This window comes from Candidatus Nitrosopumilus sp. bin_6a (assembly GCF_054095695.1).
Genome location: NZ_JBSWSR010000005.1, coordinates 275,712 through 300,472, shown reverse-complemented (window position 1 = coordinate 300,472; position 24,761 = coordinate 275,712). Strand labels below are relative to the sequence as shown.

Here is a 24,761-nt window from a genome sequence, read left to right as displayed (position 1 = left end):
GAAAATATACAACCCCACACAATACAAGGTTTCAAAATTGGCGAGCCTGTGAAAATACACATTGTAAATCGATTTTGGTATTTTGAAGACACATTCAGTACATTTAGTCTAATTTAACAATCGAACTATTTATTGCGCTCTGTAATAATAGATATCTGTGCAGACAGATTCTTCAAAAACCACAATGGATTACTATAAACACCTGTCATTATTTTGGACAGACCTAATACATTTGATGTCCAGCAAACCACAGGCTTTGACATCCACAGGACCAATGAGGGCATTTGCGGCAAATTCAAAAAAAGTAACTACAGAACTAATTGAAATCAACGAAGATTTGATGGGATTTAACCAATACCTTACAGAATATTATAAACAATTAGCAAGCGCATGGGAAGTTGCTCAAAAGAAAGTGAATCTAAAAGCCCCCGAAGTCCCGCAAGATGTCGAGCAAATTGAAGCATTCAAGAGAATTTGGATCGATATATTCGATAACGACTTTACCGAATTATTTGATTCTAAGGAATTTGGGGAAAATTATGGAAAATTAGTATCAAAAGAATTAGAATTAACTAAGCACTGGAACAACATTACAAATGTAGTTTTGCAATCAGTAAATCTTCCAAGCAAAGAAGAGATTGATGAAGTTTACAAAGAACTTCATTCATTGAAAAAAAGAGTTGGGAAGCTTGAACTAGAGTTAAAGAAAAGAGAGGTAAAGAAAAATGCAAAGTGAATCTAAAATTGATCCAAAAATCATAGAAGAAGTTTTGAAATTCAGTAAGAATGTAATTGATGCCCCAAAACTTGTGTCTGCACCTGATGAAATCAGTTTAGAAGTGACACCTCACGATACAGTATTTGAGTTAGACAAGACAAGATTATTGCATTACAAATCGCTTACAGAAAAACAACACAAGACACCCCTTCTAATATCATATGCATTAATCAACAGATATCACATACTAGATATTCAACCAGAAAAAAGCTGGGTAAGGAATCTTCTTCAGCAAGGATTTGACATGTATATGTTAGATTGGGGAACGCCAACCAGCATGGACAAATATCTTGATTTTGATGATTATGTTAATGGGTATCTGGATTCAGCTGTTGAATATATTAAAAACGAATCATCAAATGAAAAAATTTCATTGCAGGGATATTGTACTGGAGCAACAATTTCAACGGCATATACCGCATTACATCCAGAAAGTGTGAAAAATTACATTGCCACGGCGCCTGTAATTGATGGATGGCGAGATACTACAGTCATAAGCAATCTTGCAAAGCACATGGATGTGGATAAAATGGTTGAAACCATAGGCAACATGCCTCCAGAGTTTATGTATTATTGTTTTTCAGTACTAAAGCCATTTGAGCAAGGAATAGAAAAATACGTTAAATTTTTCAAAAATATTGATAACAAGAAATTCGTAGATAATTTTCTCAGAGTTGAAAAATGGTTAGGGGACACACCTCCAATTCCAGGAGAATTATTCAAACAGTGGATCAAAGACATCTATCAGGACAACCTGTTAATTCAAAACAAAATGCACATAGGAGGAGAACACATAGATTTGAAAAAAATAGACATGCCCACATTCACACAAATTGCAGTAGGAGATCATCTAGTATCACCAGAGTGCAGTATGCCGCTACACTATGCAATTGGAAGTGAAGATAAAACATTGAGAATGTATCCCACAGGCCATGTAGGAATGATAGCTAGCTCATTGTCACAAAAGAAAGTTTTACCAGAATTAGGAAAATGGTTAGCTGAAAGATCATAAAAAAGGAAAAAAATTAAAAAAATAGGTTATTCACTAGTTTGCTTTTGTAGTGAATGCAGAAATCCAAGATTGGAGAATGTTTCTGTTTAGGTCAGCAAATGATTTTGCATTATCGTTGAAAGTCTTTATGTTTTGTTGTGTTGCATCGATAGTTGCAAGGGTCACTTGATTTTGTATAGAGGCTGCCTTTACAAATTCTTCTGTAGTATCATTAATTACTTTTAATGTTGCTTCAGGAATATTTGCTGCAATACCTGCTTTCTTTACATATTCTTTTTGTAGTGTGATAGTTGAATCTACTACGTTTTCATATGCTTGAAGATATTCCTGTTGCACATTAGTGATTGATTGATGATATTGTGGTACTGATTGTTTAATACCGTTGAAGAGTTTGTCAATATTTTCTTGATATACAGAAAATACATCTTTGGAATTTGTTTGTGTTGTTTCGTTTTTACTCATTGTTTCACCTCCTTATTTTTTGATTTTTTGGCTATAGGCAAAATAATGACTTGAACTAAATCACCATCACCTAAACCGAGGGCATTACGTTCAGCTTCAGGAATTGAGATTCTGCCATTGCTACTAATTGTAGTTTTGTAAGCACCCCAATTCATGAAAGATGGAAGCATTTGTCCTATGCTAAACATAGTATCCATGCTTTTGCTTTGCATAGTAGACATGTTATTCATCATGTTAGATTGAGTTTGTCGTGCAGTTTCAGAAACGCCTTTGAGAGTTTCTAAAGGATTGAAAGTTTGGCCAGATTGATTTGTCATCAAAGAACCAAAATTTTTCATAAATTCTGCTTGAGCACGTCCACTTTTTTGAATCCAAGATTTAAACATCTCAGAAGGGTCGTATAGGTTTTGATTACCACTCATAGGTAATGAATGGAATCAGATGTATTTAAACAGATCTAAATCCCATTTAAAAACTCCAAAGCCTTAGAAGCAAAAGTTTCAGGGTCTTGAACGTAAGGAGTATGGCCAATCCCATCCATTCTAAAAAATCTACAGTCTTGGATTGATGAAACAAAACTATCAGCATAATCAATAGGAATTACAGGATCTGCAGAACCCCAAATTATCAAAGTAGGAGTCTTAATAGATCCAAGTTTTGTAGAAATGTGTTTAGAATTTTTCAAACCTAATACAGTAGACATGAATGCAAGTTTTGCATTAGGCAATTGCATTCGCTCAACAAAACTAGTAATAATTTCGCGTGGAATTTCTTCTCCAGATCCCTCCATCAATTCAAATGCATTTTTGGCAGTTATTTCACTAGGATATAGTGCTGCCATGACATAGGCATCAAGTGCAGGAGTTGATTGCTGCATAGCTCCAGCGGGAGAAACAAGAATGAGTTTTTCAATTTCGTCAGGATGCGTTGAAGTATAAGTAACTGCAATTTGACCTCCTAAGGAAGATCCAATCAAGTTTAGACGAGAGATTCCAGTTTGCGCAAAAAATTTTTCTAAAAAATCAGAAAAGAATTCAGGAGTATAATCAGTCTGAGGTTTATCACTTAATCCAAATCCTATCAAATCAGGAACAATCACAGTATAAGTTTTTGAAAAAAGTGGAAGTACATTTAGCCATCTCTCAGCGGATGCCCCCAATCCATGGAGCAAAACAAGAGTGTTTTTGGAATTGCCAGATTCCAAATACCGAATTTTATTTCCGTCAATTTTGAGGAATTTTTCTTCCATTATTTTAGCAAGAAATGTCATGACTAGATAAGTTTTCAGAAATTTGTCGATCAGTCACAATAAAGACAATGGAAATTTTTAGATGTTTGAAGTGTGTTTTTCAACATCGATGTTTGAGAAAGATTGTGATAAAACAAAAGATTTCAAAAATTTTGGCTTCATTGGATAGATCTAAAAATTCCAGTTGTTGTAAAATAATCTAAGAAAATCCGTGTTTTTTGAAATATTTTTGATGGTATTCTTCTGCCTTGTAGAATGTAGGGGCAGGGACTATTTCAGTAACAATAGGATTATCATATTTCCCTGACTTTTCAAGAGAATGTTTTGAATTTTCAGCTATTTCTTTTTGTCTTTCATCATGGTAAAAAATTGCAGAACGGTATTGAATTCCAATATCTGGACCTTGACGATTTAAAGTGGTAGGATTATGATTAGACCAAAATACATCTAAAAGTTCTTCAAAAGAAATTTCATTAGGATCATAATCTACCTCTACAGCTTCAGCATGTCCTGTCTTGTCAGTACACACTTCTTCATAAGTGGGATTTGGTAGTTGACCACCAATGTAACCTACTGCCGTGGATTTAACACCATTTGTTTTGTTTAGCAAATCTTCAACATGCCAAAAGCATCCTGCAGCAAATGTAGCTTTCATGCAAGAAATTGTAGTGAATCAAATTAAAAGTATTCTAAATCATTCAATCAATATAATATCTTCTTGAATCAGATATTTTATGGAATTAATGAACTCTTGTTGAGAAATTAGATCATTTGACCACCAATGAGATGTATTTCTAAACCATGATGGAATATGATCTATGGATGAATCACCATATGAAAAATTAGGAATTACTATGATTTTATTTTGAAGCATAAAATCCAAGCCAGTCATAAACTCATCATCTGAAACATCACCAACTGCCCAATTTTTTGCATATGTCTTTATCCAATCAGGAATAAATGTAGAAAATCCCAATACATCATAAATTGTTTGTTCTGGGAATTGTGAATCAAACCAAGATTGGTATTCAGGTTCATTGTTGTATCGGTCAATATAGTATTGTGGTGATTTATCAAATGAAGGGAAATTCTCAACAGATGTAGGGACATAACCTACAACTTCATCAATTGTGTAAAAGGGAAATTGTGAATCAAACCAAGATTGGTATTCAGGTTCATTGTTGTATCGGTCAATATAGTATTGTGGTGATTTATCAAATGAAGGAAATCCCAAAATTCTCATTTTTGGATTCTCTGTAAAAGAGATGCTCGAATTTTCATGAAGGTTTTCATCTGTTGGAGATATGTCAGTCAAAGAATTTTTGGGAGCAGTATTTTTTGGTTCAGTTGATTGTGGCGGAGTATAATCAGATGTTTTTTGATAATCTATTAATTTTTCAAGATTGCCACCATATGAAATTTTTATTTTGTATTTGCCATTCTCATCCCAAGTTGGACCTCCAGCACGTATAGTTTTTGTAAAAGTTCCATCACTTTTTGGCACAACACTATCAATATGAGCCAGACCATTCCCACTCGGAGTGATTATCTGAACAATTACTGAAAAAAATGCAGGATCATAATCGACAGTTCCAGAAATTTTAATCAAGTCGCCAGTAGAATATGATGATTTGTCAGTAGTAAAATCACCAACAGCGGCAAAACCATATGTAAAACTAGAGAATGCAAAAACAAATAATAAAAAAAATACAAAAAACGAACGCATGTTCAGAGATTAGATTTATTCACATATAATTAAAGAATTCGTCAGATTGAAGAGACTCGTATCTAATTTACATCGGTAAAAATTTCAACTACCTTTTTTGCCAAACTTTCAATGTTAGCAGTAGGTTCAGCAGAAATTAACAAGAGAATTTGTGTGATCGGGAACGGAAAACTCACTAAAACAGCCTTGTCTCTTCGAGCTGCGAGGTAGTTGATAGGACCTAAACTTTCATCATATTCCTTTCTTATGGATGCTTTTGAAACAAATTCTAAAAAGGATTGCAGTCGTGTTTCATCGCCTTCATGAGGCACAAGGCCTTTTTTGAAGCCACCGGCTATCAGATGGCCATCTTTATCCACAATTCCTGCAAAGCGAATCTCAGATTCAGTTAAGAGTTGATTGCATTTTTCAGTATATAGTTTCAATCCAGTATCAGACATGATATTTACATTTGAGATATCAAAAATAAAAACCTAGTCAATTTTAGAATGGATGTAAAGAAGAGTAAACTTATCAGAGAATCCAAAAAAGATCCAGATTGGCCACAAGATTTAAGAAATTTTCACATGGAATTAATAAGTAAAAAATTAACCATAAAATTATTGAAGATACTAGGTTTTGGAATCATTGTAATTGTATTAGTGTCAAGTTTCAGCCTTCAAAATATTTATGGACATGATCCAGATTTTCAGGTAAATACTGTAGTAGATATCTTAAATTTTTGTGAATTTTTTTATGACGAATATCAACTTCTAGGAGTAGACAATTTATCTCAACAACATCCAAGTTTTCCCAATCTTAGAGCATGTGTTATTTTATACAATCATATAGCATGGAACAGCACGCATCCAGCTAGAAATATAGTATTAATATCAGAAATTGAAAAATATCTTGGAGATTCAAGTTACATTAAAGAAAGACACATGGAGATTTCTGAGACCATTCCAAACTGGATTAAGAAAGAATCTCAACTGTGGATAGATAACGTAAATCAAGATACAGATTTTGCATATGGTATTAGAACTATGATTAAAGCAGGCATCCTTTTTTCAGAACCAATAGAAAAAAAATGTGAACAAAAAAAGTTGTGTCTAGAAGAAACAGATTTTATCAAATATTCACATATTGATAAATTCAAAGAGGTTATCACAGTAAAACACGAAGTATATTCCATCATTGATGATGAAATAATTTTAAAAGTTACAGAAACATCAAAGGAAGGAACCGTAACTACACAGATGAATCTTAATTGGAATGGATTGATCAAATCAGAACAATGCTGTAAATTTTATGAATATGTCATACCAATACCATTAAAGTTAGGAGACAACATTTCAAAAAATTTGGAAATCATAGCTGAAACGACATTTACAGTTGATAATCAAACCAGACATGTATGGTTAGCTGAGGATAGCACAGGTCAAAATGTCAAAATTATCGACAAGAATACAGGTCTTGTTTTTTTATATGAATTTCATGAAACAGATGTTTTGTCAGTAGGAGATGAAACAAAGATTACTGATACCAATTTCTTTGATACAAAATATAATGGAAAAACACATCAAACAAAAATTCCAGGATGGTTGAAAATTACAACCATATGGTTATTGGAAGAAAAAATTTCAGAGTTAGAATATTTGCGAGCCATAGAAAATTTGATTTCAAGAGACATACTAAGGGTATAATTACAAATGACATTTCAAGAGAACATAATCAATTATTTTAGATTCAGATGCTTTTTTCATTTTTTGAATTGACTTGAATAATATTTTTTCAACATATGACGGATAACTTTTCAGAATCGCGTCCCTTATTTTTTCCCTATTTTTAACATAATAGTTTGCCAAAGGATCATAGACATTTGAACCAATTAATTTTTCTTCAGAAATTGAAAAACCATTAACTAAAATCAGATTTTTTAGATAATCCATATTGTAATGTTCAGAAGACCAAGTGAATTTCAAGAGACCAAGATCTTTGAAGGAAGCATTTTTGGTGGTTATCGGAATAGCCATCATAAGTAAACCAGATGATTTCAAGATTCTCTTAGATTCAAGAATGAAATCAGACAAAGGTTTGAAATGTTGTGCAGATTCTAATGCAAATACACGGTCAACAGAATTATTTTGAAAGGGTAACTTTGTAGAAGTCGAATTCAAAAATTCTATATTTTTTTGATATCCAGAAAAAAGTAATTGTTTGAAATTGATATTTACGTCATACAATTTAAGATCAGGATATTCATCTCTCCACATCATAGATGGTGCAGATAGACCACTGCCAACATCAACTACATCCATTCCTGCAGATAGTTCTGCCATATTTGCAAAAATACGACAGAGATTTTTTTGTGCAGTGATCGGATCAGAGTGATCTTGTGACCAAAATCCAAAATTAAGCATAGAACCTCCTGTGGCTAATTGCATAACAGGAGAAAGAGAAGTGTAAAGATTCACAACATCTTTTTCATTTCTGCGAAATGTCCATAAAAATAAGTCTAAAGGGTTTATCGATATCAAAAATAATTCTAAATTATTTTAAATATATGACTATTAATTTCTAAGGTAACCCTTCTGAATCCTCAACACAGTGTTTGTGAACCCAATTTTCATCCCTGTTTTTTGCAATCTCTTTTCCAGGTTGTATTTTATCACCGCAAGAAGAACAGGATGTTGCAAACTTTGCTTTCATGAATTAACACCAGCAATGGAAGATAAATCAACTGTGTTGCAAATAATGTCAACCAATGATTAACATGTTTTATTAATTTGAAATATCCAGTTATTACATGAATGATGATTATGGAACAGATTCCAACATCATACTTGCAAAATGGACGGATCGGTTTCTTGCATGGTTAATTGACTTCATAATAATTTCAAGCGTTTCTACAATGATAATTTTTTTATCGTTTGGGTCAATTTATTATGAATTTGATGAAGGGGGTTTATGGGCGGAAAATACACAATATATTCCAGCCAGCATCTTGTTTTTTGCATATTGGGTGATTTTAGAATACAAAACAGGTCAAACAATAGGGAAAAAAATTCTTAATTTAAAAGTCACAGACATTAAAGGTGAAAAACCAAAGTTGGGAGGAATTCTGCTTAGTTGTTTTGGAAAATCATTCCTGTTGCCATTTGATGTAATTCTAGGATTGATTTTGACTAATGAGAAAAGACAAAGGGTTTTCAACAAATTGGGAGACACTATAACTGTAAAAATTAAAGATTCTCAAGATGTATCAGATATGAAATATCTAAAAGATTGAATTTAGTCATATTTTGTTGAATAATTACTTTGAAGAATTAAGCAACAGATCTATTAGCAAGTTGGGATCATTTTGTTCAATGTCTGAAAATCAAAATGAATGGTGGATAGGATTGCCAAAAGAACTTCAGAGAGATATTGAATTAGAAGAATAATAATCGAAAAACAATCCTATAGTGGCAAAGTGAATGTGAAGGTAGTAGGTTTGTTACTCACAGAGATGTCTCCACCATGTTGTTCGACTATACTTTTACAAATCAATAATCCTAAACCAGTACCAGTTGTTTTAGTTGTAAACATCGGCTCAAAAATCTTTTCTAGATTTTTCTCAGGGATTCCAGGACCAGAATCAGAAATTTTTACAGTTAAAAATTTAGAATCTGAAGAAACAGAAACATCAACTTCACCATGTCCATCTACTGCCTGAACAGCATTATTGATTAAATTAGATAAGACCCCCTCTATTTTTCGAGCATCACATTTGACTCTGAAATCACTTTCAGGCAAATTGATAGTGACCCCATAAGAATATTTTACATGGTTCATTGCCAATTTCAGAATACTCGAAAAAGAATTAGACTTCTTTTTGATTTCTGTAGTTCTAGCAAAATCCAATACGTCTTCAATGATTCTATCCATATCAAAGATAGAATTTTGCATTCTTAGCCACTTTTCTTTGTCTTTAGAGTCAAGCTTTGCCAAAATTTCAGGAGTCAACATTTCAGCATATGTGTGCATTATTGTTAATGGATTTTTTAAATCGTGTGCAATTCTACTTGCCATAGTACCAATGGTTGCCAATCTCTCAGATTTTACAAGTTCACTAGTTTTTCTTTCTATTTCTGAAACTAAATCTTCATTTTGTTTAGTTAGTCTTTTTTCCATTATCAAAAGACGTTTTTCAAGTTCTTTTTCTTTGGATTTGTTTTGAACCAATGTTCTGCTAATACATTCATAGAATATAATACAATCAGTTGTATGTATTTTTCAATAACATTGTAAATAGTCGTGTATAGTTTTCACTAGGTAAATTTCAAATAATCATCTTTAGCTTACGCTAGAAAAAATGATCAAATTAAAAATGCATAGCTTTCGCTATGTATGATTAAAAATGAAATCATCGTACAAGTCGTGTATTATGTAATCCACTTGATGAATGAAATGATTCATCGCGCATAGTCTCTATGTAAGTGGCTGAACCGATGTGTTGGTCTATTAGTAAAGGCTGGCTCACCACTCGCCGAAGCTTGTGATCTACACCACCTTCCTATCAACGCAGTATTTTGCTGCCGACCTTCATCTTACGAAAGAATAACTTGTCTCGGGATAGGATTCGTGCTTAGATGCTTTCAGCACTTAGCCTAAACGGCTTAGCTGCCCGGCCTGCCTTATCAGACAACCGGTAAACCAGTGGCCACGCTGCTCTGTTCCTCTCGTACTCGGAGCAACTTCCCCTCAGTTATTCGCGCTTCCATCAGGCAGAGACCGACCTGTCTCACGACGGTCTAAACCCAGCTCATGTTCCCTTTTAATAGGCGAGCAGCCTCACCCTTGGCCCCTGCTGCAGGACCAGGATAGGAAAAGCCGACATCGAGGTACCAAACCGCGGGGTCGATAGGAGCTCTCGCCCGCGACGAGCCTGTTATCCCTGGGGTAATTTTTCTGTCACCTCCGGGCCCCAATAGTGGGCACACGAAGGATCGCTAAGCCAGACTTTCGTCTATGAATTCCGTGCGTTTGGAAATCCATTCAGTCGAGTTTTTGGCTTTGCCCTCTTCAACGGATTTCTGCCCCGTTTGAACTCAACTTTGGGCCCCTTTGATATCTTTTCAAAGGGGTGCCGCCCCAGCCGAACTGCCCACCTGCACGTGTCTCCGGTCTTCACTGGATAAGTGGTACTGCAAAAAGAGTCTGGTGTTACATCGTTGCTTCACTAACATCCCAGAGAATGTTAGGCATAGCTCCCAGATACCCTGTGCAATTCTTACTATACCACAAGCACAAGCTGCAGTAAAACTCCACGGGGTCTTCTCTCCCCGATGGAAGTTGATGGACTGTTCGTCCACCTTATGTGGCTTCACCGGGTTGTAGGCGGGGACAGTGGGGCTCTCGTTGTTCCATTCATGCGCGTCGGAACTTACCCGACAAGGCATTTGGCTACCTTAAGAGAGTCAGAGTTACTCCCGGCGTTAACCGGCCCTTAGCTCGGTTGAACCCAAGTTTTAGGTACCGGCACCGGCCAGGATTCAGCGACTATACAAATCCTTTCGGACTAGCAGTCGCCTGTGTTTTTATTAAACAGTCGAAACCCCCTTGTCATTGCAACCTGCGGTCCCCATTCCTCATGAAGACCGCAGGCATCCCTTATACCTAAGCTACAGGACTAATTTGCCGAATTCCCTCGCCATACGGTATACCCGTAGCACCTTAGCTTACTAAGCCAGCGCACCTGTGTCGGTTCTGGGTACGAACTTGTATCTTGCTAACTACACAATCTTTCATGGTCTCCTGGAATCGAGGAAACTTCGCTAACGCGAAGCCATTCCTACCTCGGACTGGTTCTCGTCATTACGACACTCCCCAATCCTCGAATAGTTGGATACAACGATAGTTGTACAACCCCTATCCGGAAGCGAACCATATAGCTCAAACGCTTGATACAAGGTACTAGAATATTAACTAGTTTCCCATTCGGTGTACTCTGTTGAGGTACATCTTAGGATCGACTACCTCCAGGCTGATAACGCATTGCCTGGAAACCCTTGCGCTTACGGTGGTATAGATTCTCACTATACTATGCTGTTACTGCCGCCAAGATCTGCAATAGAAACCGGTCCACAGGACGTTATCGCCCTGCTTCGACCCAATCACTACGCCAACCTACCACGAATCATCCATTGATGATTATCCAAAGTATCGGTATTTTGCTTTAGCCCCGTCCGTTTTTGAGGCATCCCCCCTCGGCAGGTAAGTTGTTACACACTTTTTAAAGGATAGCTGCTTCTGAGCTTACCTCCCTGCTGTCTTGGCGAGAACACACTCTTTAGCTTGACACTTAGCAAAAATTTGGGGACCTTAACTTCAGTCTGGGTTAAACCCCTTTCGGTCATGAGCCTTACGCCACATGAACCCGTGTCCTTGCTTCTACGATGTATATCCGTTCGGAGTTTGAATGAGAGGTGAGGGATTTCTCCCCCGCGCCTCTCTATCAGTGCTCTACCGGAAACACTATCTCCACAAAGCACGCCCTGCGAGACGCTTCGGTTGGAACTAGCGAGCGCCAGTCTAGATTGGTTTTTGACCCCTATTCCCAAGTCACAACAACGATTTGCACGTCAGAACGTCTTAAGACCTCCAGCGGGCTTTCGCCCGCCTTCATCTAGCTCAGGAATAGATCGACTGGCTTCTAGCCTAGCCGCCATGACTCTACGCACTTTCACACGCTTCCCCTGACTTCTTGCGAAGCTGCGAGAACTCGGTTTCCCTTCGCCTACACTTTGAAAGTTTAAGCTTGCCATGACAGTTAGCTCCTTGGCCCGTGTTTCGAGACGGAACGCGTGACACTGATGATTTGAACATCAAATCTTCAACTCTATTGCTAGAATCTCTAATCTGAAAAAATCACCTTCCATGCCACGCACGTCTGTAAGTAATAGGTTTCATGCACTTTTCGCCCCCCTTCCGGGGTACTTTTCAGCTTTCCCTCACGGTACTAGTCCACTATCGGTCTTGAGAAATATTTAGCCTCGGATGCTACTTTCACCCATATTCATTGCCCACTACCAAGGACAACTACTCGGGTATGAATAGGACCATTCCCACTTCGCCTAAGGGGGTATCACCCTCTTTGCCAGAACTTTTCAGATCATTTCAGCTGTGTTCCAGGATTCCATATTATCATACCAAAACACCACATCTCCCGAAGGATTCAGTTTGGGCTTTTTCCTTTTCGATCGCCTCTACTTGGGAAATCTCAATTGATTTCTTTTCCACGTGGTACTAAGATGCTTCAATTCCCACGGTTCGACTTCCAATACTTGTGTACTGGAATGTGCATAAGCACAAGATTCTCATTCGGACATCTCGGGATCATAGGATGCGTGCGCCTACCCCGAGCTTATCGCAGCTTGCCACGTCCTTCATCTCTCCTCAAGCCTAGCAATCCACCTATTACCGTCTTTACACCGGCATATTCAGCCACATATTACACGACTATGCACGACGATCATTGCAAGTCCCCTGGCAGGGACCCACTACATCCTTCATACATCACTTTTGGTGATGCATTGCATCGATGATTTCAATGTGAAGATTATGTACACCCGTACACTTTCCATGTCTAAGGAGGTGATCCGACCGCAGGTTCCCCTACGGTCACCTTGTTACGACTTTTCCCTTGTCACGAACCCCAAGTTCGATAACGCCAATCAGACGTCACCTCGCTAAGAGCTCACTTCAATGAAACGACGGGCGGTGTGTGCAAGGAGCAGGGACGTATTCACCGCGCGATAATGACACGCAGTTACTAGGGATTCCATATTCGTGAGGGCGAGTTGCAGCCCTCAGTCATAACTGTGGTAACGTTTGAGGATTACCTCATCCTTTCGGATTTGAAACCCATTGTCGTTACCATTGCAGCCCGCGTGTGGCCCCAGAGTTTCGGGGCATACTGACCTGCCGTGGCCCCTTCCTTCCTCCGCATTAACTGCGGCGGTCCCGCTAATTCGCCCCACTACTCCTGAGAGTAATGGTGGCAACTAGAGGCAGGGATCTCGCTCGTTACCTGACTTAACAGGACATCTCACGGCACGAGCTGGCGACGGCCATGCACCACCTCTCAGCTTGTCTGGTAAAGTCTTCAGCTTGACCTTCATTCTGCTGTCTCTCCGGGTAAGATTTCTGGCGTTGACTCCAATTGAACCGCAGGCTTCACCCCTTGTGGTGCTCCCCCGCCAATTCCTTTAAGTTTCATACTTGCGTACGTACTTCCCAGGCGGCAAACTTAACGGCTTCCCTGCAGCACTGCATTGGCCACAAGCCAATGCATCACTGAGTTTGCATAGTTTACAGCTGGGACTACCCGGGTATCTAATCCGGTTTGCTCCCCCAGCTTTCATCCCTCACCGTCGGACGTGTTCTGGTAGACCGCCTTCGCCACAGGTGGTCATCAATAGATCAAAGGATTTTACCCCTTCCTACCGAGTACCGTCTACCTCTCCCACTCCCTAGCTCTGCAGTATTCCCGGCAGCCTGTACGTTGAGCGTACAGATTTAACCGAAAACTTACAGAGCCGGCTACGGATGCTTTAGGCCCAATAATCATCCTGACCACTTGAGGTGCTGGTTTTACCGCGGCGGCTGACACCAGAACTTGCCCACCCCTTATTCATCGGTGTTTCTAGGACCGACAAAAGGTTCCTTTAGCAGAAACCACTCGGATTAACCTTGTCGTGCTTTCGCACATTGCAAAGTTTTCTCGCCTGCTGCGCCCCATAGGGCCTGGGTCCGTGTCTCAGTACCCATCTCCGGGCTACTCCTCTCAGAGCCCGTACCTGTAATAGTCTTGGTGGGCCATTACCTCACCAACAAACTGATAGGCCGCAGTCCCATCCTACGGCGATAAATCATTTGGAACACAAACCATTCCAGATATAGTGTTCTATCGGGCATTATTCTCAGTTTCCCGAGGTTATTCCCGTCCATAGGTTAGGTTGACTACGCGTTACTGAGCCGTCTGCCTTGTATTGCTACAATGACTCGCATGGCTTAGTATCAATCCGATAGCAGTCAGGTCCGGCAGGATCAACCGGATTCTGATTTATTTTTTGTATTTTGATTATTGAAGTACATTTGTACTTTAATTGGAATTGACGGATGCACATAATCTTCACATTTCAGATATTGATCACTTGATCAAATCCTCATTCTTGTATGCGTAACTGGAGGCCCATGAATCACAAAGTGGCATCTTGCCATACTTCATCACGAGCGCCGCCTATTGCGTTACGTATGCAGAAGCCGAAGAATGCAGAAACCATATAAACCATACGTGAAATTATGCCTGATCGGACAAAAAATTGTAAAAATTACATGTTTTTTGAAGGGAATTTTTGCCACAGAGTAAACAATAGAGGTCAATAGTTAAAATGACAGATCTTATTCTGAAAATTGCTTTTGAGTTATATTTCAGAATACAAAAAGAATACAAAAACATCTGCAAAAATATTTGCACAATCATCTAAACTTCATGTAAATGGTGTTTCTCATAACATAAGATTTTATGAACCATATCCATTTGTCGTAAAAGCATCTAAAGAGACAAGCCTTATCGATGTAGATAACAACAAGTACACAGATTATTGGATGGGTCATTGGTCTTTGATTTTAGGCCATGGTCACAGTAAAGTCAAAGAATCTTTGAAAAAACAAATTGAGAAAAGCTGGATGTATGGAACAGTAAATGAGCAAACAATAAAGCTATCAGAGATAATTTCAAAAGCAGTACCTGTCGCTGAAAAAATTCGTTATGTCACATCAGGTACTGAAGCTACAATGTATGCAGTAAGATTAGCTCGTTCTGTTACTGGAAAGAAAGTTATTGCAAAAATTGATGGTGGATGGCACGGATATACATCAGACTTGCTAAAGAGTGTGAACTGGCCATTTATAGAATCTGAAAGCAGTGGAGTAGTAAATGAAGAAAAAATTGTTTCAATTCCTTATAATGATTTAGAGAACTCTCTAAAAATCTTGAAAAAATATTCTAAAGATTTGGCAGGAGTGATCATTGAACCAGTGTTAGGAGGAGGAGGATGCATTCCAGCAGATGCAGATTATTTGAAAGGAGTACAAGAATTTTGCAAGAAAAATAACTCGTTGTTTATTTTAGATGAAATAGTTACAGGATTTCGATTTAGATTTGGATGCCTATATCCTACAATGAAATTAGATCCAGACATTGTGACTTTGGGGAAAATTGTTGGAGGAGGTATGGCAATTGGAGTAATGGCAGGTAAAAAAGAAATCATGGAGTTTGCAGACACCAGAGGTAAGAAAAAGTCCGAGAGGAGTTATGTTGGTGGTGGAACATTTTCTGCAAATCCTGCAACAATGACATCTGGATTTGCAACTTTGTCTGTTTTAAAAAATGAAAAATCAATATATTCCAAAATTAACAATTTGGGAGACTATGCAAGAAAAGAATTAACCAAAGTTTTTGATGGTAAAGTAATAGTCACAGGGAAAGGGTCTTTGTTTATGACTCATTTTGTGAAAAATGGAATTACAGAAATCAAAAATTCTGCAGATGCTGCCAAATGTGACAATTCCGCTCTACAGAAATATCATTTTAAGATGATAGCACATGATAAGATATTTTTCTTGCCAGGAAAGTTAGGTGCGATATCTAATGCCCACTCTAAAGAAGACATCGAGAAGATGGTTCTAGCCTCACAGAGAATATGAAAAAATCTGTAATTGTAGGGATAATTTTTCTAGTAATAATTACAATTATTGTTTTATTTGCATATTCGTACACACAAATTGCGGTTAGTCTCAACGGCGTAGAATTTCAAAGCATAGATTGGGAGCCAATAGACAAAGAGATTTTACTAAAAATAGGATTGAACGTCTTATCAGGGAATTGGTTTGATGCGGCATTTGGTTTGATTCAAGGTATTAATCTGAATTTAATCTTCAGTCTAAGCAACAACGGATTTCTTCCGATATACATCCCAGATTTGCATTATGATGTTTTAGTAAACGATATTTCAATAGGAAGCGGTAACAGTAAGATTAACGCCACAATCAATCCAGGTCAAACAAAAGAGATCATATCGTTTCAAAATATTCAAAAAACCAGCATAGCCCCAGCATCTATTTCCATTATTGACTCAGAGGGATTGATGGATATCAAAGTGAAAGGAACCGCATATTTTCAGTTATTAGGATTTAGAATTCCCGTATCTTTTGAATCAGTAAAACAAATTTCAATTTATGACGAGGTGAAAAACAAGATGAATGCAGAAATTCAGAAAAATCTTGTATCAGAAGATTTGAATTCGTTGATATGTGGTGAGGGCACACATGTTGAAAATGGGAAATGTGTTCCAAATAGCATAATGGAAGGAGTTGCAGATATTTTTGATGAAATAAAAAAACAGGTAGATAATTTGTTAAAATAATATCAGCATTATCAAAAACAAGTTTAGAATCTACAGTAAAATTGGATATTTCATATCAATTATTTATTTTAAAAAGAGTAAGAACAGATTTGTATTTATGGATCATTTGAGAAAAATCTATTTTTCCAAGAAGTCAGTTCTGTAAAAACATCGACATAATTTTCAGATTTTATAGTAACATGAACATGTGCAAAAAAAGATTCAAATTTTCCCTCAAATATTAGGGTGCATTCTTTTTTGAAAAAAGGTACAGTAATTCCAATTTTTTTAAGAGATTTAAATTTGAAATTTTCAATCTGGATTTCATTTTCTTTAAGGATGACTGTTTTTTCACGGAGATTTTTATTAATTGAATCGTCAAGTTTCTTTTTGATAGAATCACTCCACATAGGAGAATCCATAGGCCACCTGTGAACATGGATTTTTTTTACAGCATAATGAAGTAGAAAATCAGTCAACAATGAAATAAGAACCCACCATCATACAAATGTTAATAGATCAACTTCCATTGTAGATGTAAAACGAGATTAAAACAATCATGATAAAGCCAAACTTTCATTAGCAATATCATTTTTGAGAAATCATGGGATTGTTCGGTTCCAAAGATAATGTAGAAGATTTGATGTATAATGCAATGTCATTGATGGAGAAAAACCAGCCAAAAGGAGCAATTTCGTTATTTAACAAAATACTAAAACAAGAATCAAAAAATGCTTCAGCATTATTTAACAAAGGTTTGGCATTAAATCAGATTAAAAAATACAGTGATGCAATTACGTGTTTTGATACATTGCTAGAGATCAACCCAAAAGATGCTCAAGCGTGGAATAACAAGGGAATTTCAATGGCAGAAAACGGAAATATTCAAGCCGCTGCAGAATGTTATGATAAAGCAATAGAAATGGATGCAAAAAATGCTTCATCATATTTTAACAAAGGTGTCTTACTTGACAAACTCCAAGAACATGAAGAAGCGTTAAAGATTCTGGATAAAGCAATAGCAATTGAACCAAGAAAACCAAACGCACTGATCTACAAGGGAATTGTACTCGGTAAATTAAAAAAACATGAAGAAGCGTTGAATTGTTTTCAGAATGTTTGTAAAAAATATCCAAATAATCAAGATGCATTTTTTCAAAAAGGTGTTCAATTAGCAGAACTAGGACAACATGAGAAAGCATTAGGTGTGTTTGACGAGATTTTAAAAAAATACAAAAACAATGTTAATGTAATTTATGCAAAGGCTAGAAGCAAGGCAGCATTAGAAGAATTTCCTGAATCATTAGAATTGTTAAAACAGGCAGTTTCTGCAAACCCCAAAATAATTCGTTCATGGGCAAAAGAAGAGCCCATATTTGTCAAACTACACGCCAATGATCAATTTAGAAAAATAGTGAAACTCTGAATAAAGTCAAAGTATTTTTTTACGTACTGCATCAATTCTGAGTAACCCGACTTTCTTTTTTGGACCAATCAATCTTGCTTCAAAAATAGGTACGTAAACTTCAGAAATATCATGTAAAATGAATTCTTCATTAAGATTTCTCACATCAGCCTCCAAAGGTTTTTTCAAATGATTTTGAAGAATATCAATTGCTGCGTCATGAGCCATTTCAGGTTTTTTTACATTAGAAATATTTTCTTCCAGTAATTCTTTAGGATAATTTTCCATGGTATTGGAATTGATTTTGAATTGAAACTCTATCTCTCTTCCATGAGGATCAAAAGTCAACTCATCTTCTTCTTCAACAAATACATGTTCTTCCAAGTCCATGTCAACCTTATTTTTGCCTCGTTTTCCAACAAATGCCTTTTCCAAGGTAGATTTAGAACGAACCGGAAACACACCATCGCCCAGAATTACCTCATGTACATTTGAATCAACAGAAATCGTATGAGTTGCCGTTCTAAAATAATCTGCAGTGTATTTCCCAGATACTATCAACATGCATTCATAGTATAATTTTAAAGAATGAAAATGAACATCTTCTTTTTTGGGTCTAGATAAAAGAGATTTGAAAAGAGTTGTCTTTTTTTGTTCCACAATTTCGGATGCTTCTTTTTCATCAATATTTTTTTTAAAGACAACTGTTTTTACATCATATTTTGGTTTAGACAAAGATACTGCAATAACGTGTTTGTACCTATTAAACCAATTCTACTAGAGATTAAATAATAGAATTCTTATCTAAATGATATGGCAGCAAAAAAGAAAACAGGATACATTGAGAGATTTTTGAAAAAAGCAGATAAAGCAATTGATGATGGAATTAAGAGAGCAGATGAAGCACTTGAAGATGCGGTAGAATTTGGAGAAATGGCAGCTGCTCAAGCAAAAAAAACAAGTGAAGAATTAACTAGAAAAGCATTAAAAGAAAAAGAACAGATCAAATCAAAAGGAATTAAAAAAATCAATGAAAGCATAGCTGCTGCAAAAAAAGCAACAGGTAAAACAGAAGAAGATTTGATAACACTAGAAAAGCTTGGAAAATTAAGAAAAGACGGAATTTTAACTGAAAAAGAATTCCAAGAAAAGAAAAAGAAAATTTTATCTAGGATTTAAAATGGAAAAAGCAAATATTTCAGGCACTAATGATCAAAGAAAAATAAATCCAGAATGGTTTACTGCAAAAACATGGATGAAAGTATTATCAGAGAAAATTAAATCCAAAGATCAAGACATTTATCATGTTCATTTTGAGAAAGGATCAAGAACTAAACTACATAAACATAATGGGAATCAAGTGTTAATTGGAATAAAAGGGAAAGGAAGTCTAGAGATTTTTAAAAAATACGGCACAAGTAAAGATAATTTTAAAATTAAAAAAATTAAAAAAATTAGCCTTAATGAAGGAGACATTGTACACATTCCAGCAAAAACTCTACATACACACGGTTCTACAGATAAGAAAAAAGAATTTTCTCACATTGCAATCAATATTCTGCCAAGAAAAAATGCAACATACAAAACAGAATGGTATGAATCAGATTTTAAAACAAGAGTTTCAAAAATAATTTAGACAAAATGTCATTGCTTAAAGATTCTGAACTAAACTTTATTGAAGGTAGTGAAGGGACAAAAATTAAACAATATTTTCACCCCCACAACACATTAAATGGAATTAACTACAGTTTAGCTCAATTTACGTTAGAACCAGGAAAAAAATCAAAACTCCACAAAATCAAATCTTCAGAAATTTACTATATTATAGAAGGTACAGGAAATCTGACGATCGAAGGGGAAAAACATGCATTGCAAAAGGATGATTCAGTATACGTTCCACCAAATTCCAAGCAATTTATTGAAAATTCAGGAACAATAAATTTGAAATTTCTGTGTATTGTAGAACCCGCATGGAAAGCAGATGATGAAATTATACTAGAGCAATAAGATACCCTAACAATAGCAATTATTTTTAACATATAACAAATCTCTACATCTAGTGAATACATATCAAGCACTCAGAGTACTAAATGTTGATTCAAGTTCATCACAAGAAGAAATCAAATCAGCATATAGGAAGCTGGCATTAGAACATCATCCAGACAAAAAACAAGGCAATACAGAAGACGCAGAATTTAAGAAAATTACAGAGGCGTATAACCATCTAAAGAAAAATTACAATCAGCATCATTCACCATATCACAGTACATCTGAAACAAAGCAAAAACCCACAGATAATTTTAAAAGAAAACCTCAATGGGGAGCACCAAACGAACAAAAGATTCCAGAACAAGATTGGGGGAAATATACACGAGAATTTGAAGAAGGAGATCCAGATTTTTGGAAAGAATATGAAAAAAAATTTTGGGAAGAATACAATGCAAGAATACGTTCAGATGGAAGAAATGGAGAATATGAAAAATCACAAGAACCCAAAAAACAGCCTGAACTTTTTGTAGATGTAGATGAAAGCTTGTGCATAGGATGTTGTAGTTGCGAGATAATCGCTCCAGATGTTTTTGAGATTAACAAATCCAGCAAATCAAACCCAAAATCATCTGTAATTAATCAGAAAGGTGCAGGAATCAATAAAATAATGAACGCAGCTGAAACATGCCCAACAAAAGCAATTAAAGTGGAAAACAAGATTACAAAAGAAAAATTATTTCCACATTAGATTTTTAGTTTATTGTATAATTCATTCATTTCAGACTCGGATAAATTCACATTGGAATTAAACATACTATGAATTGCTCCAGCAGAATCATCCTTGCTCCTTGGGACTAAATGAACATGAACATGTGGAATTTCCTGGCCTGCATCTTTTCCATTGTGTATTGCAACAAGTGTGGAGCCAGTAATTTTATCGACATTAGATATAATTTCATGTACTAGGGAAAACAAGTCGGTATTTTCCTCTAGACTCATATCTTGAATTTTTTGATGGTGTTTTTTAGGAATGACAAGCACATGCCCCGCTGCAAGAGGGAAAGCATCAAGAAAAGAAACAGAGAAAGGAGTTTCTTTTAGAAATTTTGATTTTATTTCACCAGAAATAATTTTACAGAATACACAATCCACAATAATATAACAAATGTTTTAAAATATTAAATCATCGATTAAGGTTCAACAATAGTTGCCCAGGCCAAATCTTTTCCAAATTTGATCGTAGTCACATCTCCTGATTTCAACGTGCAATTTTCAATTATTTTTGGAATAGCATCTTTAGTTTCCACATAACAAACTCCATCGTCATTTGTCAATATGATCACTTCCTCATAGACATCTTCACGAATTAAATTCCAAAAAGGGAAAACCAGAGTAGACAATACAATTCCAGCAGTAAGGAAAGCACCTACAAACACAAGACTAGTCTTTTGACCTGAACTGAGTTCCAATTACCAAGTACCGCCATCGCCTGCATTAGGATCCATCTTTTTGGCAGGTACGTTTCCATGTGCTTTTTTCATATGTTTTTTTAATCGTTCAGGATCATGTAATTCTGTTCCACATACATCACATTTTGTTTTATGTTCATCATCCTTTTTACGTTTAAACAAGCCCATAATTTTATAAAATTTTGAAATACATTAAAAAGTATCTGAAACACCATTTAAAATATTCATAGTTTTTTTGTATTATTCAAACCCTAGGTATTCAGATACTTTTTTGGGAAAAATAATGAATATGGATGAGATTACACGCCAGAAATTTGTTTAATCATGATACCCATCTTTTTCTTTTGAAACAACCATAGAATCAGATCTACCCATAACATAGAAGTTAAAAAGCATATCATATTGGAATTTTTGGAATCATTTTCTAGAATAATAAAATATGATCAACAATCATGAAATACATTATAAAGGATACACGATTTTTGCTTTATTGTGACAGTAAAAAATATCACAGTTTTAGGATCAGGTGTAATGGGGCATGGTATTGCTCAAGTCTCAGCAACTGCAGGGTATAATGTAGTTCTACGAGACATTAAACAAGAATTTCTAGATAAAGCAATGGAGAAAATAAAATGGAGTTTAGATAAACTAGTTGCCAAAGAAAAAATTTCCAAAGAAGAAGGAGACGATATTTTTGGAAGAATTAAACCAATAGTAGACTTGAATGAAGCAGTAAAAGATGCAGAGTTGGTAATTGAAGTAGTACCAGAAATTATGGAGTTAAAAAAATCAGTATATGCAGAACTAGACAAGGCAGCAGGGCCCGATGTGATATTTGCATCCAATACAAGCACACTGCCAATCACAGAAATTGCAAATACAACATCTCGTCCTGAAAAATTCATAGGAATTCATTTTTTCAATCCTCCACAATTAATGAAACTAGTAGAAGTGATTCCAGGTGAAAAAACTGCACAAGAGATTACAGATTTAACACAAGAATATGTAAAATCAGTTAACAAGCAAGCAGTACTATGTAGAAAAGATGTACCAGGATTTATCATCAACAGATTATTCATTCCAATGGTTCATGAAGCATGTTATGTGAAAGACAGAACAGGATTATCATTAGAAGAAATTGATTCAGCAGTAAAATTCAAACTAGGTTTTCCAATGGGAATTTTTGAATTAGCAGATTTTACTGGAATGGATGTAATTCACAAAGCAACAGTTGAAATGCATTTGCGTGACAAAAAAGTAATCAATCCACACCCACTTGTCGAAAAAATGTTTGATGAGAAAAAACTGGGTCAAAAGTCAGGAGAAGGGTATTACAAATATTCTGATGACAAATATGAAAGAGTTGCACTGTCAGAAGAATTAGCAAAAAAATGTGATCCAATTCAGATTGTTGCAAATATTCTAAACAATGCAGCATGGCTTGTTTCAAACGGTGCAAGTGATATTGAAGAAATTGAAAAAGCAGCACAGTTGGGATTAGGCCTCAAAAAACCATTATTTGAAACAGCAAAAGAGATAGGCATTAAAAAGATCGTAGAAGAATTAAACAAACTAGCTGATAAACACGGGGAATTTTACAGACCAGATCCGCTTTTGGTATCTATGCAGTAATTAATTCTAAAATCGTCTTTACAGCTTCTTGTGCATTATCCACACCCAAAATTTTTACATTTTTTCTGTGATCAATATATCCATCAATGTATTGTGCTACAGGCCCATTTAGATTTCTAATTGCAACCATAGGTTTTTTGTTCATATATGCAGCACATGTTTCAGACAGAGTTCCAGAACCACCGCCTACAATTATGACACCATCAGCAGTTAGAGCATTCAAAAAATCACGAGTCAGACCCATGCCAGTAGGAATTACAATATCACAATATTCGTTGGCCTCAGAAGCATCTGCTTGAGGAATTATACCCACAGTCAGGCCACCAGCATCTTTTGCACCATGAGCAGCTGCAGTCATTACTCCCCCCAAACCTCCTGTGATTAAGACAGAATCAGATTTTGCAATCTCCATTCCAACATCATATGCTACTTTTTCGTGTTCTGGAGTACACCCATTAGTATTATGACCAATCACCAAGATCTGTCTTTTCTTTGCCATGATCAAAGTTATGAAAGTGGTTTGAAATATCTTTCCAAGAGAAAAGGATATTAGTAAAAAATGTAAACATAATGTATGGAAAGACGTTCAATGCCAGTATGTTTCACTGAGAAACAGTACAAAATGATCGAAGAGTTTGCAAAGAGAAACGGCATGTTAAATGCAAGTCAAGCTCTTGAGAAAATTCTAAGCCAATAAACGCTTTTTTGTTATTTTTATTTTATTTACATTTATAGATTATATCATATAATAATGATCAAAGAAAATGGGATTATTTAGCAAAAAACCATCATTTTGTAGTGTATGTAACAAAGAACTGACCCACAAACACAAACCAAAAAGAGAATGGAACCTCAAAGGTCCACTTTGTGGAGATTGTCATTTTGACAAATCAAAAGAATACTATGAAGGAAAAGTAAGACAACCATGTGTTATCTGTGGAACAACTCAAAAAATCACTGATTTGTGGGAGCCTAGATGGCAATGGGATATGGAAGGGTTGTTATGCAAAAAATGTTTTGATGGCAAAGAAGAAGATCACGGTAAGAAGAAAAACTTTTGTTCATTATGCCAAGGTAAAATGGGCTTAATCAGATACAATCCAAAGGGAAGCTGGAAAATTGAAGGTCAGCTATGTAGAAAATGCTGGGATGAAAAAAAAGCAGAGTTTGGATGAATTGGGATTCTTTAAGAAAATCAAATGTGATTTGTGTGAAAAAAAATTTTCAAAAGAAGAAGAGAGAATGAATCATAAACAGATAATCCACGGTAAAGATTTACAATACGATTGCAAAGAATGTAACAAATATTTTTCAAATATGGAAGATATGAGAACTCATTTACAAAGAGAACATAGTTACAAAAAAGACAGATAACTAGATTGCTTTTACTGTTTTGACTACTGGTGGTCTTACTTTAGTAAATACTCTGAATCCACAAATACATTTGATTTCAGGTAATCGTGACAACTCAGTGTTTGAAACAACAGTTCCACATCTCAAACAAGCATAATTTACTTCAAAAGTTTCAACAGGAGTTTCTTCCACTTCGCTTAATTCTTCGTCAACCATGTTTATCATCAAAATTTCTATAATTTAAGGCTACCAAA

The 24,761-nt window shown here is 35.9% G+C and carries 32 protein-coding genes and 2 rRNA genes; 16 read left to right on the top strand and 18 right to left on the bottom strand.

What is annotated here, in order from left to right; translation table 11 throughout:
- The first annotated feature begins 235 nt into the window (after nucleotides 1-235).
- Together ACW9XA_RS07585 and phaC are read left to right on the top strand one after the other, a co-directional pair.
- Nucleotides 236-736 carry a poly(R)-hydroxyalkanoic acid synthase subunit PhaE gene (locus tag ACW9XA_RS07585; protein ID WP_457763742.1) on the top strand — a complete coding sequence of 167 codons (501 nt, stop codon included), beginning with the start codon at nucleotides 236-238 and terminating at the stop codon, nucleotides 734-736.
- Entirely contained in the window at nucleotides 726-1,790 is a 1,065-nt protein-coding gene (phaC, locus tag ACW9XA_RS07580; protein WP_457763741.1) for a class III poly(R)-hydroxyalkanoic acid synthase subunit PhaC, read from the top strand. The genes ACW9XA_RS07585 and phaC overlap by 11 nt, the downstream gene beginning before the upstream one ends.
- A gap of 33 nt (nucleotides 1,791-1,823) precedes the next feature.
- Here the strand turns inward: phaC and ACW9XA_RS07575 are convergent, their stop codons facing one another.
- The 6 genes from ACW9XA_RS07575 to ACW9XA_RS07550 all read right to left on the bottom strand — a co-directional run bounded on the left by ACW9XA_RS07575 (nucleotide 1,824) and on the right by ACW9XA_RS07550 (nucleotide 5,667).
- Nucleotides 1,824-2,252, bottom strand: a complete 429-nt coding sequence (locus ACW9XA_RS07575) for a hypothetical protein (RefSeq protein WP_457763740.1) — start codon at nucleotides 2,250-2,252, stop codon at nucleotides 1,824-1,826.
- Nucleotides 2,249-2,674, bottom strand: a complete 426-nt coding sequence (locus tag ACW9XA_RS07570) for an AbrB/MazE/SpoVT family DNA-binding domain-containing protein (RefSeq protein WP_300326140.1) — start codon at nucleotides 2,672-2,674, stop codon at nucleotides 2,249-2,251. Before ACW9XA_RS07570 ends, ACW9XA_RS07575 begins: the two co-directional genes overlap by 4 nt.
- Before the next feature lie 35 nt (nucleotides 2,675-2,709).
- Nucleotides 2,710-3,501 carry an alpha/beta fold hydrolase gene (locus tag ACW9XA_RS07565; protein WP_457763739.1) on the bottom strand — a complete coding sequence of 264 codons (792 nt, stop codon included), beginning with the start codon at nucleotides 3,499-3,501 and terminating at the stop codon, nucleotides 2,710-2,712.
- Nucleotides 3,502-3,700: 199 nt separating this feature from the next.
- The gene (gene msrA, locus ACW9XA_RS07560; RefSeq protein WP_457763738.1) at nucleotides 3,701-4,156 is read right to left on the bottom strand and encodes a peptide-methionine (S)-S-oxide reductase MsrA; all 456 of its coding nucleotides are present in this window, start codon (nucleotides 4,154-4,156) and stop codon (nucleotides 3,701-3,703) included.
- Between the two features lie 39 nt (nucleotides 4,157-4,195).
- Nucleotides 4,196-5,227 carry a hypothetical protein gene (locus ACW9XA_RS07555; RefSeq protein ID WP_457763737.1) on the bottom strand — a complete coding sequence of 344 codons (1,032 nt, stop codon included), beginning with the start codon at nucleotides 5,225-5,227 and terminating at the stop codon, nucleotides 4,196-4,198.
- Nucleotides 5,228-5,289: 62 nt separating this feature from the next.
- Nucleotides 5,290-5,667, bottom strand: coding sequence for a DUF6659 family protein (locus ACW9XA_RS07550; RefSeq protein ID WP_457763736.1), 378 nt, complete (start codon nucleotides 5,665-5,667; stop codon nucleotides 5,290-5,292).
- A gap of 162 nt (nucleotides 5,668-5,829) precedes the next feature.
- On the opposite strand from ACW9XA_RS07550, the gene ACW9XA_RS07545 reads away from it, so the two are divergent.
- Nucleotides 5,830-6,912 carry a hypothetical protein gene (locus ACW9XA_RS07545; RefSeq protein WP_457763735.1) on the top strand — a complete coding sequence of 361 codons (1,083 nt, stop codon included), beginning with the start codon at nucleotides 5,830-5,832 and terminating at the stop codon, nucleotides 6,910-6,912.
- Here the strand turns inward: ACW9XA_RS07545 and ACW9XA_RS07540 are convergent, their stop codons facing one another.
- Complete coding sequence (locus ACW9XA_RS07540; RefSeq protein ID WP_457763734.1) at nucleotides 6,913-7,746, bottom strand: methyltransferase domain-containing protein; 834 nt, start codon at nucleotides 7,744-7,746, stop codon at nucleotides 6,913-6,915.
- Between the two features lie 40 nt (nucleotides 7,747-7,786).
- Nucleotides 7,787-7,918, bottom strand: a complete 132-nt coding sequence (locus tag ACW9XA_RS07535; RefSeq protein ID WP_300325879.1) for a hypothetical protein — start codon at nucleotides 7,916-7,918, stop codon at nucleotides 7,787-7,789.
- A 97-nt stretch (nucleotides 7,919-8,015) separates the two neighbouring features.
- Here ACW9XA_RS07535 and ACW9XA_RS07530 point away from each other — a divergent pair, with 97 nt between their 5' ends.
- Both ACW9XA_RS07530 and ACW9XA_RS07525 read left to right on the top strand, forming a co-directional pair.
- Complete coding sequence (locus tag ACW9XA_RS07530; protein ID WP_457763733.1) at nucleotides 8,016-8,498, top strand: RDD family protein; 483 nt, start codon at nucleotides 8,016-8,018, stop codon at nucleotides 8,496-8,498.
- Nucleotides 8,499-8,514: 16 nt separating this feature from the next.
- Complete coding sequence (locus ACW9XA_RS07525; protein ID WP_457763732.1) at nucleotides 8,515-8,652, top strand: hypothetical protein; 138 nt, start codon at nucleotides 8,515-8,517, stop codon at nucleotides 8,650-8,652.
- A gap of 16 nt (nucleotides 8,653-8,668) precedes the next feature.
- Here the strand turns inward: ACW9XA_RS07525 and ACW9XA_RS07520 are convergent, their stop codons facing one another.
- The 3 genes from ACW9XA_RS07520 to ACW9XA_RS07510 all read right to left on the bottom strand — a co-directional run bounded on the left by ACW9XA_RS07520 (nucleotide 8,669) and on the right by ACW9XA_RS07510 (nucleotide 14,310).
- Nucleotides 8,669-9,433: a sensor histidine kinase gene (locus tag ACW9XA_RS07520; RefSeq protein ID WP_457763731.1), complete on the bottom strand. Its 765-nt coding sequence runs from the start codon at nucleotides 9,431-9,433 to the stop codon at nucleotides 8,669-8,671.
- 259 nt (nucleotides 9,434-9,692) lie between these two features.
- Nucleotides 9,693-12,689: ribosomal RNA gene (locus ACW9XA_RS07515) — 23S ribosomal RNA — on the bottom strand.
- 150 nt (nucleotides 12,690-12,839) lie between these two features.
- A 16S ribosomal RNA gene (locus tag ACW9XA_RS07510) occupies nucleotides 12,840-14,310 on the bottom strand.
- Together the 16S and 23S rRNA genes form the textbook arrangement of a ribosomal RNA operon.
- A gap of 355 nt (nucleotides 14,311-14,665) precedes the next feature.
- Here ACW9XA_RS07510 and ACW9XA_RS07505 point away from each other — a divergent pair.
- Entirely contained in the window at nucleotides 14,666-15,961 is a 1,296-nt protein-coding gene (locus ACW9XA_RS07505; protein WP_457763730.1) for an aspartate aminotransferase family protein, read from the top strand.
- Complete coding sequence (locus tag ACW9XA_RS07500; protein ID WP_457763729.1) at nucleotides 15,958-16,680, top strand: hypothetical protein; 723 nt, start codon at nucleotides 15,958-15,960, stop codon at nucleotides 16,678-16,680. Before ACW9XA_RS07505 ends, ACW9XA_RS07500 begins: the two co-directional genes overlap by 4 nt.
- Nucleotides 16,681-16,775: 95 nt before the next feature.
- Here ACW9XA_RS07500 and ACW9XA_RS07495 read toward each other — a convergent pair whose 3' ends face one another.
- The gene (locus ACW9XA_RS07495; RefSeq protein ID WP_457763728.1) at nucleotides 16,776-17,138 is read right to left on the bottom strand and encodes a hypothetical protein; all 363 of its coding nucleotides are present in this window, start codon (nucleotides 17,136-17,138) and stop codon (nucleotides 16,776-16,778) included.
- A gap of 125 nt (nucleotides 17,139-17,263) precedes the next feature.
- On the opposite strand from ACW9XA_RS07495, the gene ACW9XA_RS07490 reads away from it, so the two are divergent.
- A complete protein-coding gene (locus ACW9XA_RS07490) occupies nucleotides 17,264-18,085 on the top strand; it encodes a tetratricopeptide repeat protein (protein WP_457763727.1) in 822 nt (273 codons plus the stop codon).
- A gap of 6 nt (nucleotides 18,086-18,091) precedes the next feature.
- On the opposite strand, the gene ACW9XA_RS07485 is transcribed toward ACW9XA_RS07490, so the two are convergent.
- Nucleotides 18,092-18,799 carry a hypothetical protein gene (locus ACW9XA_RS07485; RefSeq protein WP_457763726.1) on the bottom strand — a complete coding sequence of 236 codons (708 nt, stop codon included), beginning with the start codon at nucleotides 18,797-18,799 and terminating at the stop codon, nucleotides 18,092-18,094.
- Between the two features lie 78 nt (nucleotides 18,800-18,877).
- Here ACW9XA_RS07485 and ACW9XA_RS07480 point away from each other — a divergent pair, with 78 nt between their 5' ends.
- The 4 genes from ACW9XA_RS07480 to ACW9XA_RS07465 are packed head-to-tail and all read left to right on the top strand — an operon-like array spanning nucleotide 18,878 to nucleotide 20,801.
- Entirely contained in the window at nucleotides 18,878-19,243 is a 366-nt protein-coding gene (locus ACW9XA_RS07480) for an SHOCT domain-containing protein (RefSeq protein ID WP_457763725.1), read from the top strand.
- Nucleotide 19,244: 1 nt separating this feature from the next.
- Complete coding sequence (locus ACW9XA_RS07475) at nucleotides 19,245-19,700, top strand: cupin domain-containing protein (RefSeq protein ID WP_457763724.1); 456 nt, start codon at nucleotides 19,245-19,247, stop codon at nucleotides 19,698-19,700.
- 5 nt (nucleotides 19,701-19,705) lie between these two features.
- Complete coding sequence (locus ACW9XA_RS07470; protein ID WP_457763723.1) at nucleotides 19,706-20,071, top strand: cupin domain-containing protein; 366 nt, start codon at nucleotides 19,706-19,708, stop codon at nucleotides 20,069-20,071.
- A 52-nt stretch (nucleotides 20,072-20,123) separates the two neighbouring features.
- Complete coding sequence (locus ACW9XA_RS07465; protein WP_457763722.1) at nucleotides 20,124-20,801, top strand: DnaJ domain-containing protein; 678 nt, start codon at nucleotides 20,124-20,126, stop codon at nucleotides 20,799-20,801.
- Here ACW9XA_RS07465 and ACW9XA_RS07460 read toward each other — a convergent pair.
- From ACW9XA_RS07460 to ACW9XA_RS07450, 3 genes are read right to left on the bottom strand one after another with little or no spacing between them, the layout of a single operon-like run.
- A complete protein-coding gene (locus tag ACW9XA_RS07460) occupies nucleotides 20,798-21,205 on the bottom strand; it encodes an HIT family protein (RefSeq protein ID WP_457763721.1) in 408 nt (135 codons plus the stop codon). The genes ACW9XA_RS07465 and ACW9XA_RS07460 overlap by 4 nt on opposite strands.
- Nucleotides 21,206-21,243: 38 nt before the next feature.
- The gene (locus ACW9XA_RS07455; protein ID WP_457763720.1) at nucleotides 21,244-21,522 is read right to left on the bottom strand and encodes a hypothetical protein; all 279 of its coding nucleotides are present in this window, start codon (nucleotides 21,520-21,522) and stop codon (nucleotides 21,244-21,246) included.
- On the bottom strand, nucleotides 21,523-21,690 hold the full coding sequence (locus tag ACW9XA_RS07450) for a hypothetical protein (protein ID WP_300326907.1): 168 nt from the start codon (nucleotides 21,688-21,690) through the stop codon (nucleotides 21,523-21,525).
- Nucleotides 21,691-22,014: 324 nt separating this feature from the next.
- Between ACW9XA_RS07450 and ACW9XA_RS07445 the strand changes: the two genes are divergently transcribed.
- Nucleotides 22,015-23,154: a 3-hydroxyacyl-CoA dehydrogenase NAD-binding domain-containing protein gene (locus tag ACW9XA_RS07445; RefSeq protein ID WP_457763719.1), complete on the top strand. Its 1,140-nt coding sequence runs from the start codon at nucleotides 22,015-22,017 to the stop codon at nucleotides 23,152-23,154.
- Here the strand turns inward: ACW9XA_RS07445 and ACW9XA_RS07440 are convergent.
- Nucleotides 23,144-23,653 (bottom strand): TIGR00725 family protein, encoded by a 510-nt coding sequence (locus tag ACW9XA_RS07440; protein ID WP_457763718.1) that lies wholly within the window; start codon nucleotides 23,651-23,653, stop codon nucleotides 23,144-23,146. The genes ACW9XA_RS07445 and ACW9XA_RS07440 overlap by 11 nt on opposite strands.
- A 75-nt stretch (nucleotides 23,654-23,728) precedes the next feature.
- On the opposite strand from ACW9XA_RS07440, the gene ACW9XA_RS07435 reads away from it, so the two are divergent.
- The 3 genes from ACW9XA_RS07435 (at nucleotide 23,729) to ACW9XA_RS07425 (ending at nucleotide 24,528) form a co-directional block, all read left to right on the top strand.
- Nucleotides 23,729-23,851: a hypothetical protein gene (locus ACW9XA_RS07435; RefSeq protein ID WP_257719708.1), complete on the top strand. Its 123-nt coding sequence runs from the start codon at nucleotides 23,729-23,731 to the stop codon at nucleotides 23,849-23,851.
- Between the two features lie 67 nt (nucleotides 23,852-23,918).
- The gene (locus ACW9XA_RS07430) at nucleotides 23,919-24,329 is read left to right on the top strand and encodes a hypothetical protein (RefSeq protein ID WP_457763717.1); all 411 of its coding nucleotides are present in this window, start codon (nucleotides 23,919-23,921) and stop codon (nucleotides 24,327-24,329) included.
- Entirely contained in the window at nucleotides 24,304-24,528 is a 225-nt protein-coding gene (locus tag ACW9XA_RS07425; RefSeq protein WP_457763716.1) for a C2H2-type zinc finger protein, read from the top strand. The genes ACW9XA_RS07430 and ACW9XA_RS07425 overlap by 26 nt, the downstream gene beginning before the upstream one ends.
- Here ACW9XA_RS07425 and ACW9XA_RS07420 read toward each other — a convergent pair whose 3' ends face one another.
- Nucleotides 24,529-24,732: an RNA polymerase Rbp10 gene (locus ACW9XA_RS07420; RefSeq protein WP_457763715.1), complete on the bottom strand. Its 204-nt coding sequence runs from the start codon at nucleotides 24,730-24,732 to the stop codon at nucleotides 24,529-24,531.
- Between the last annotated feature and the right edge of the window lie 29 nt (nucleotides 24,733-24,761).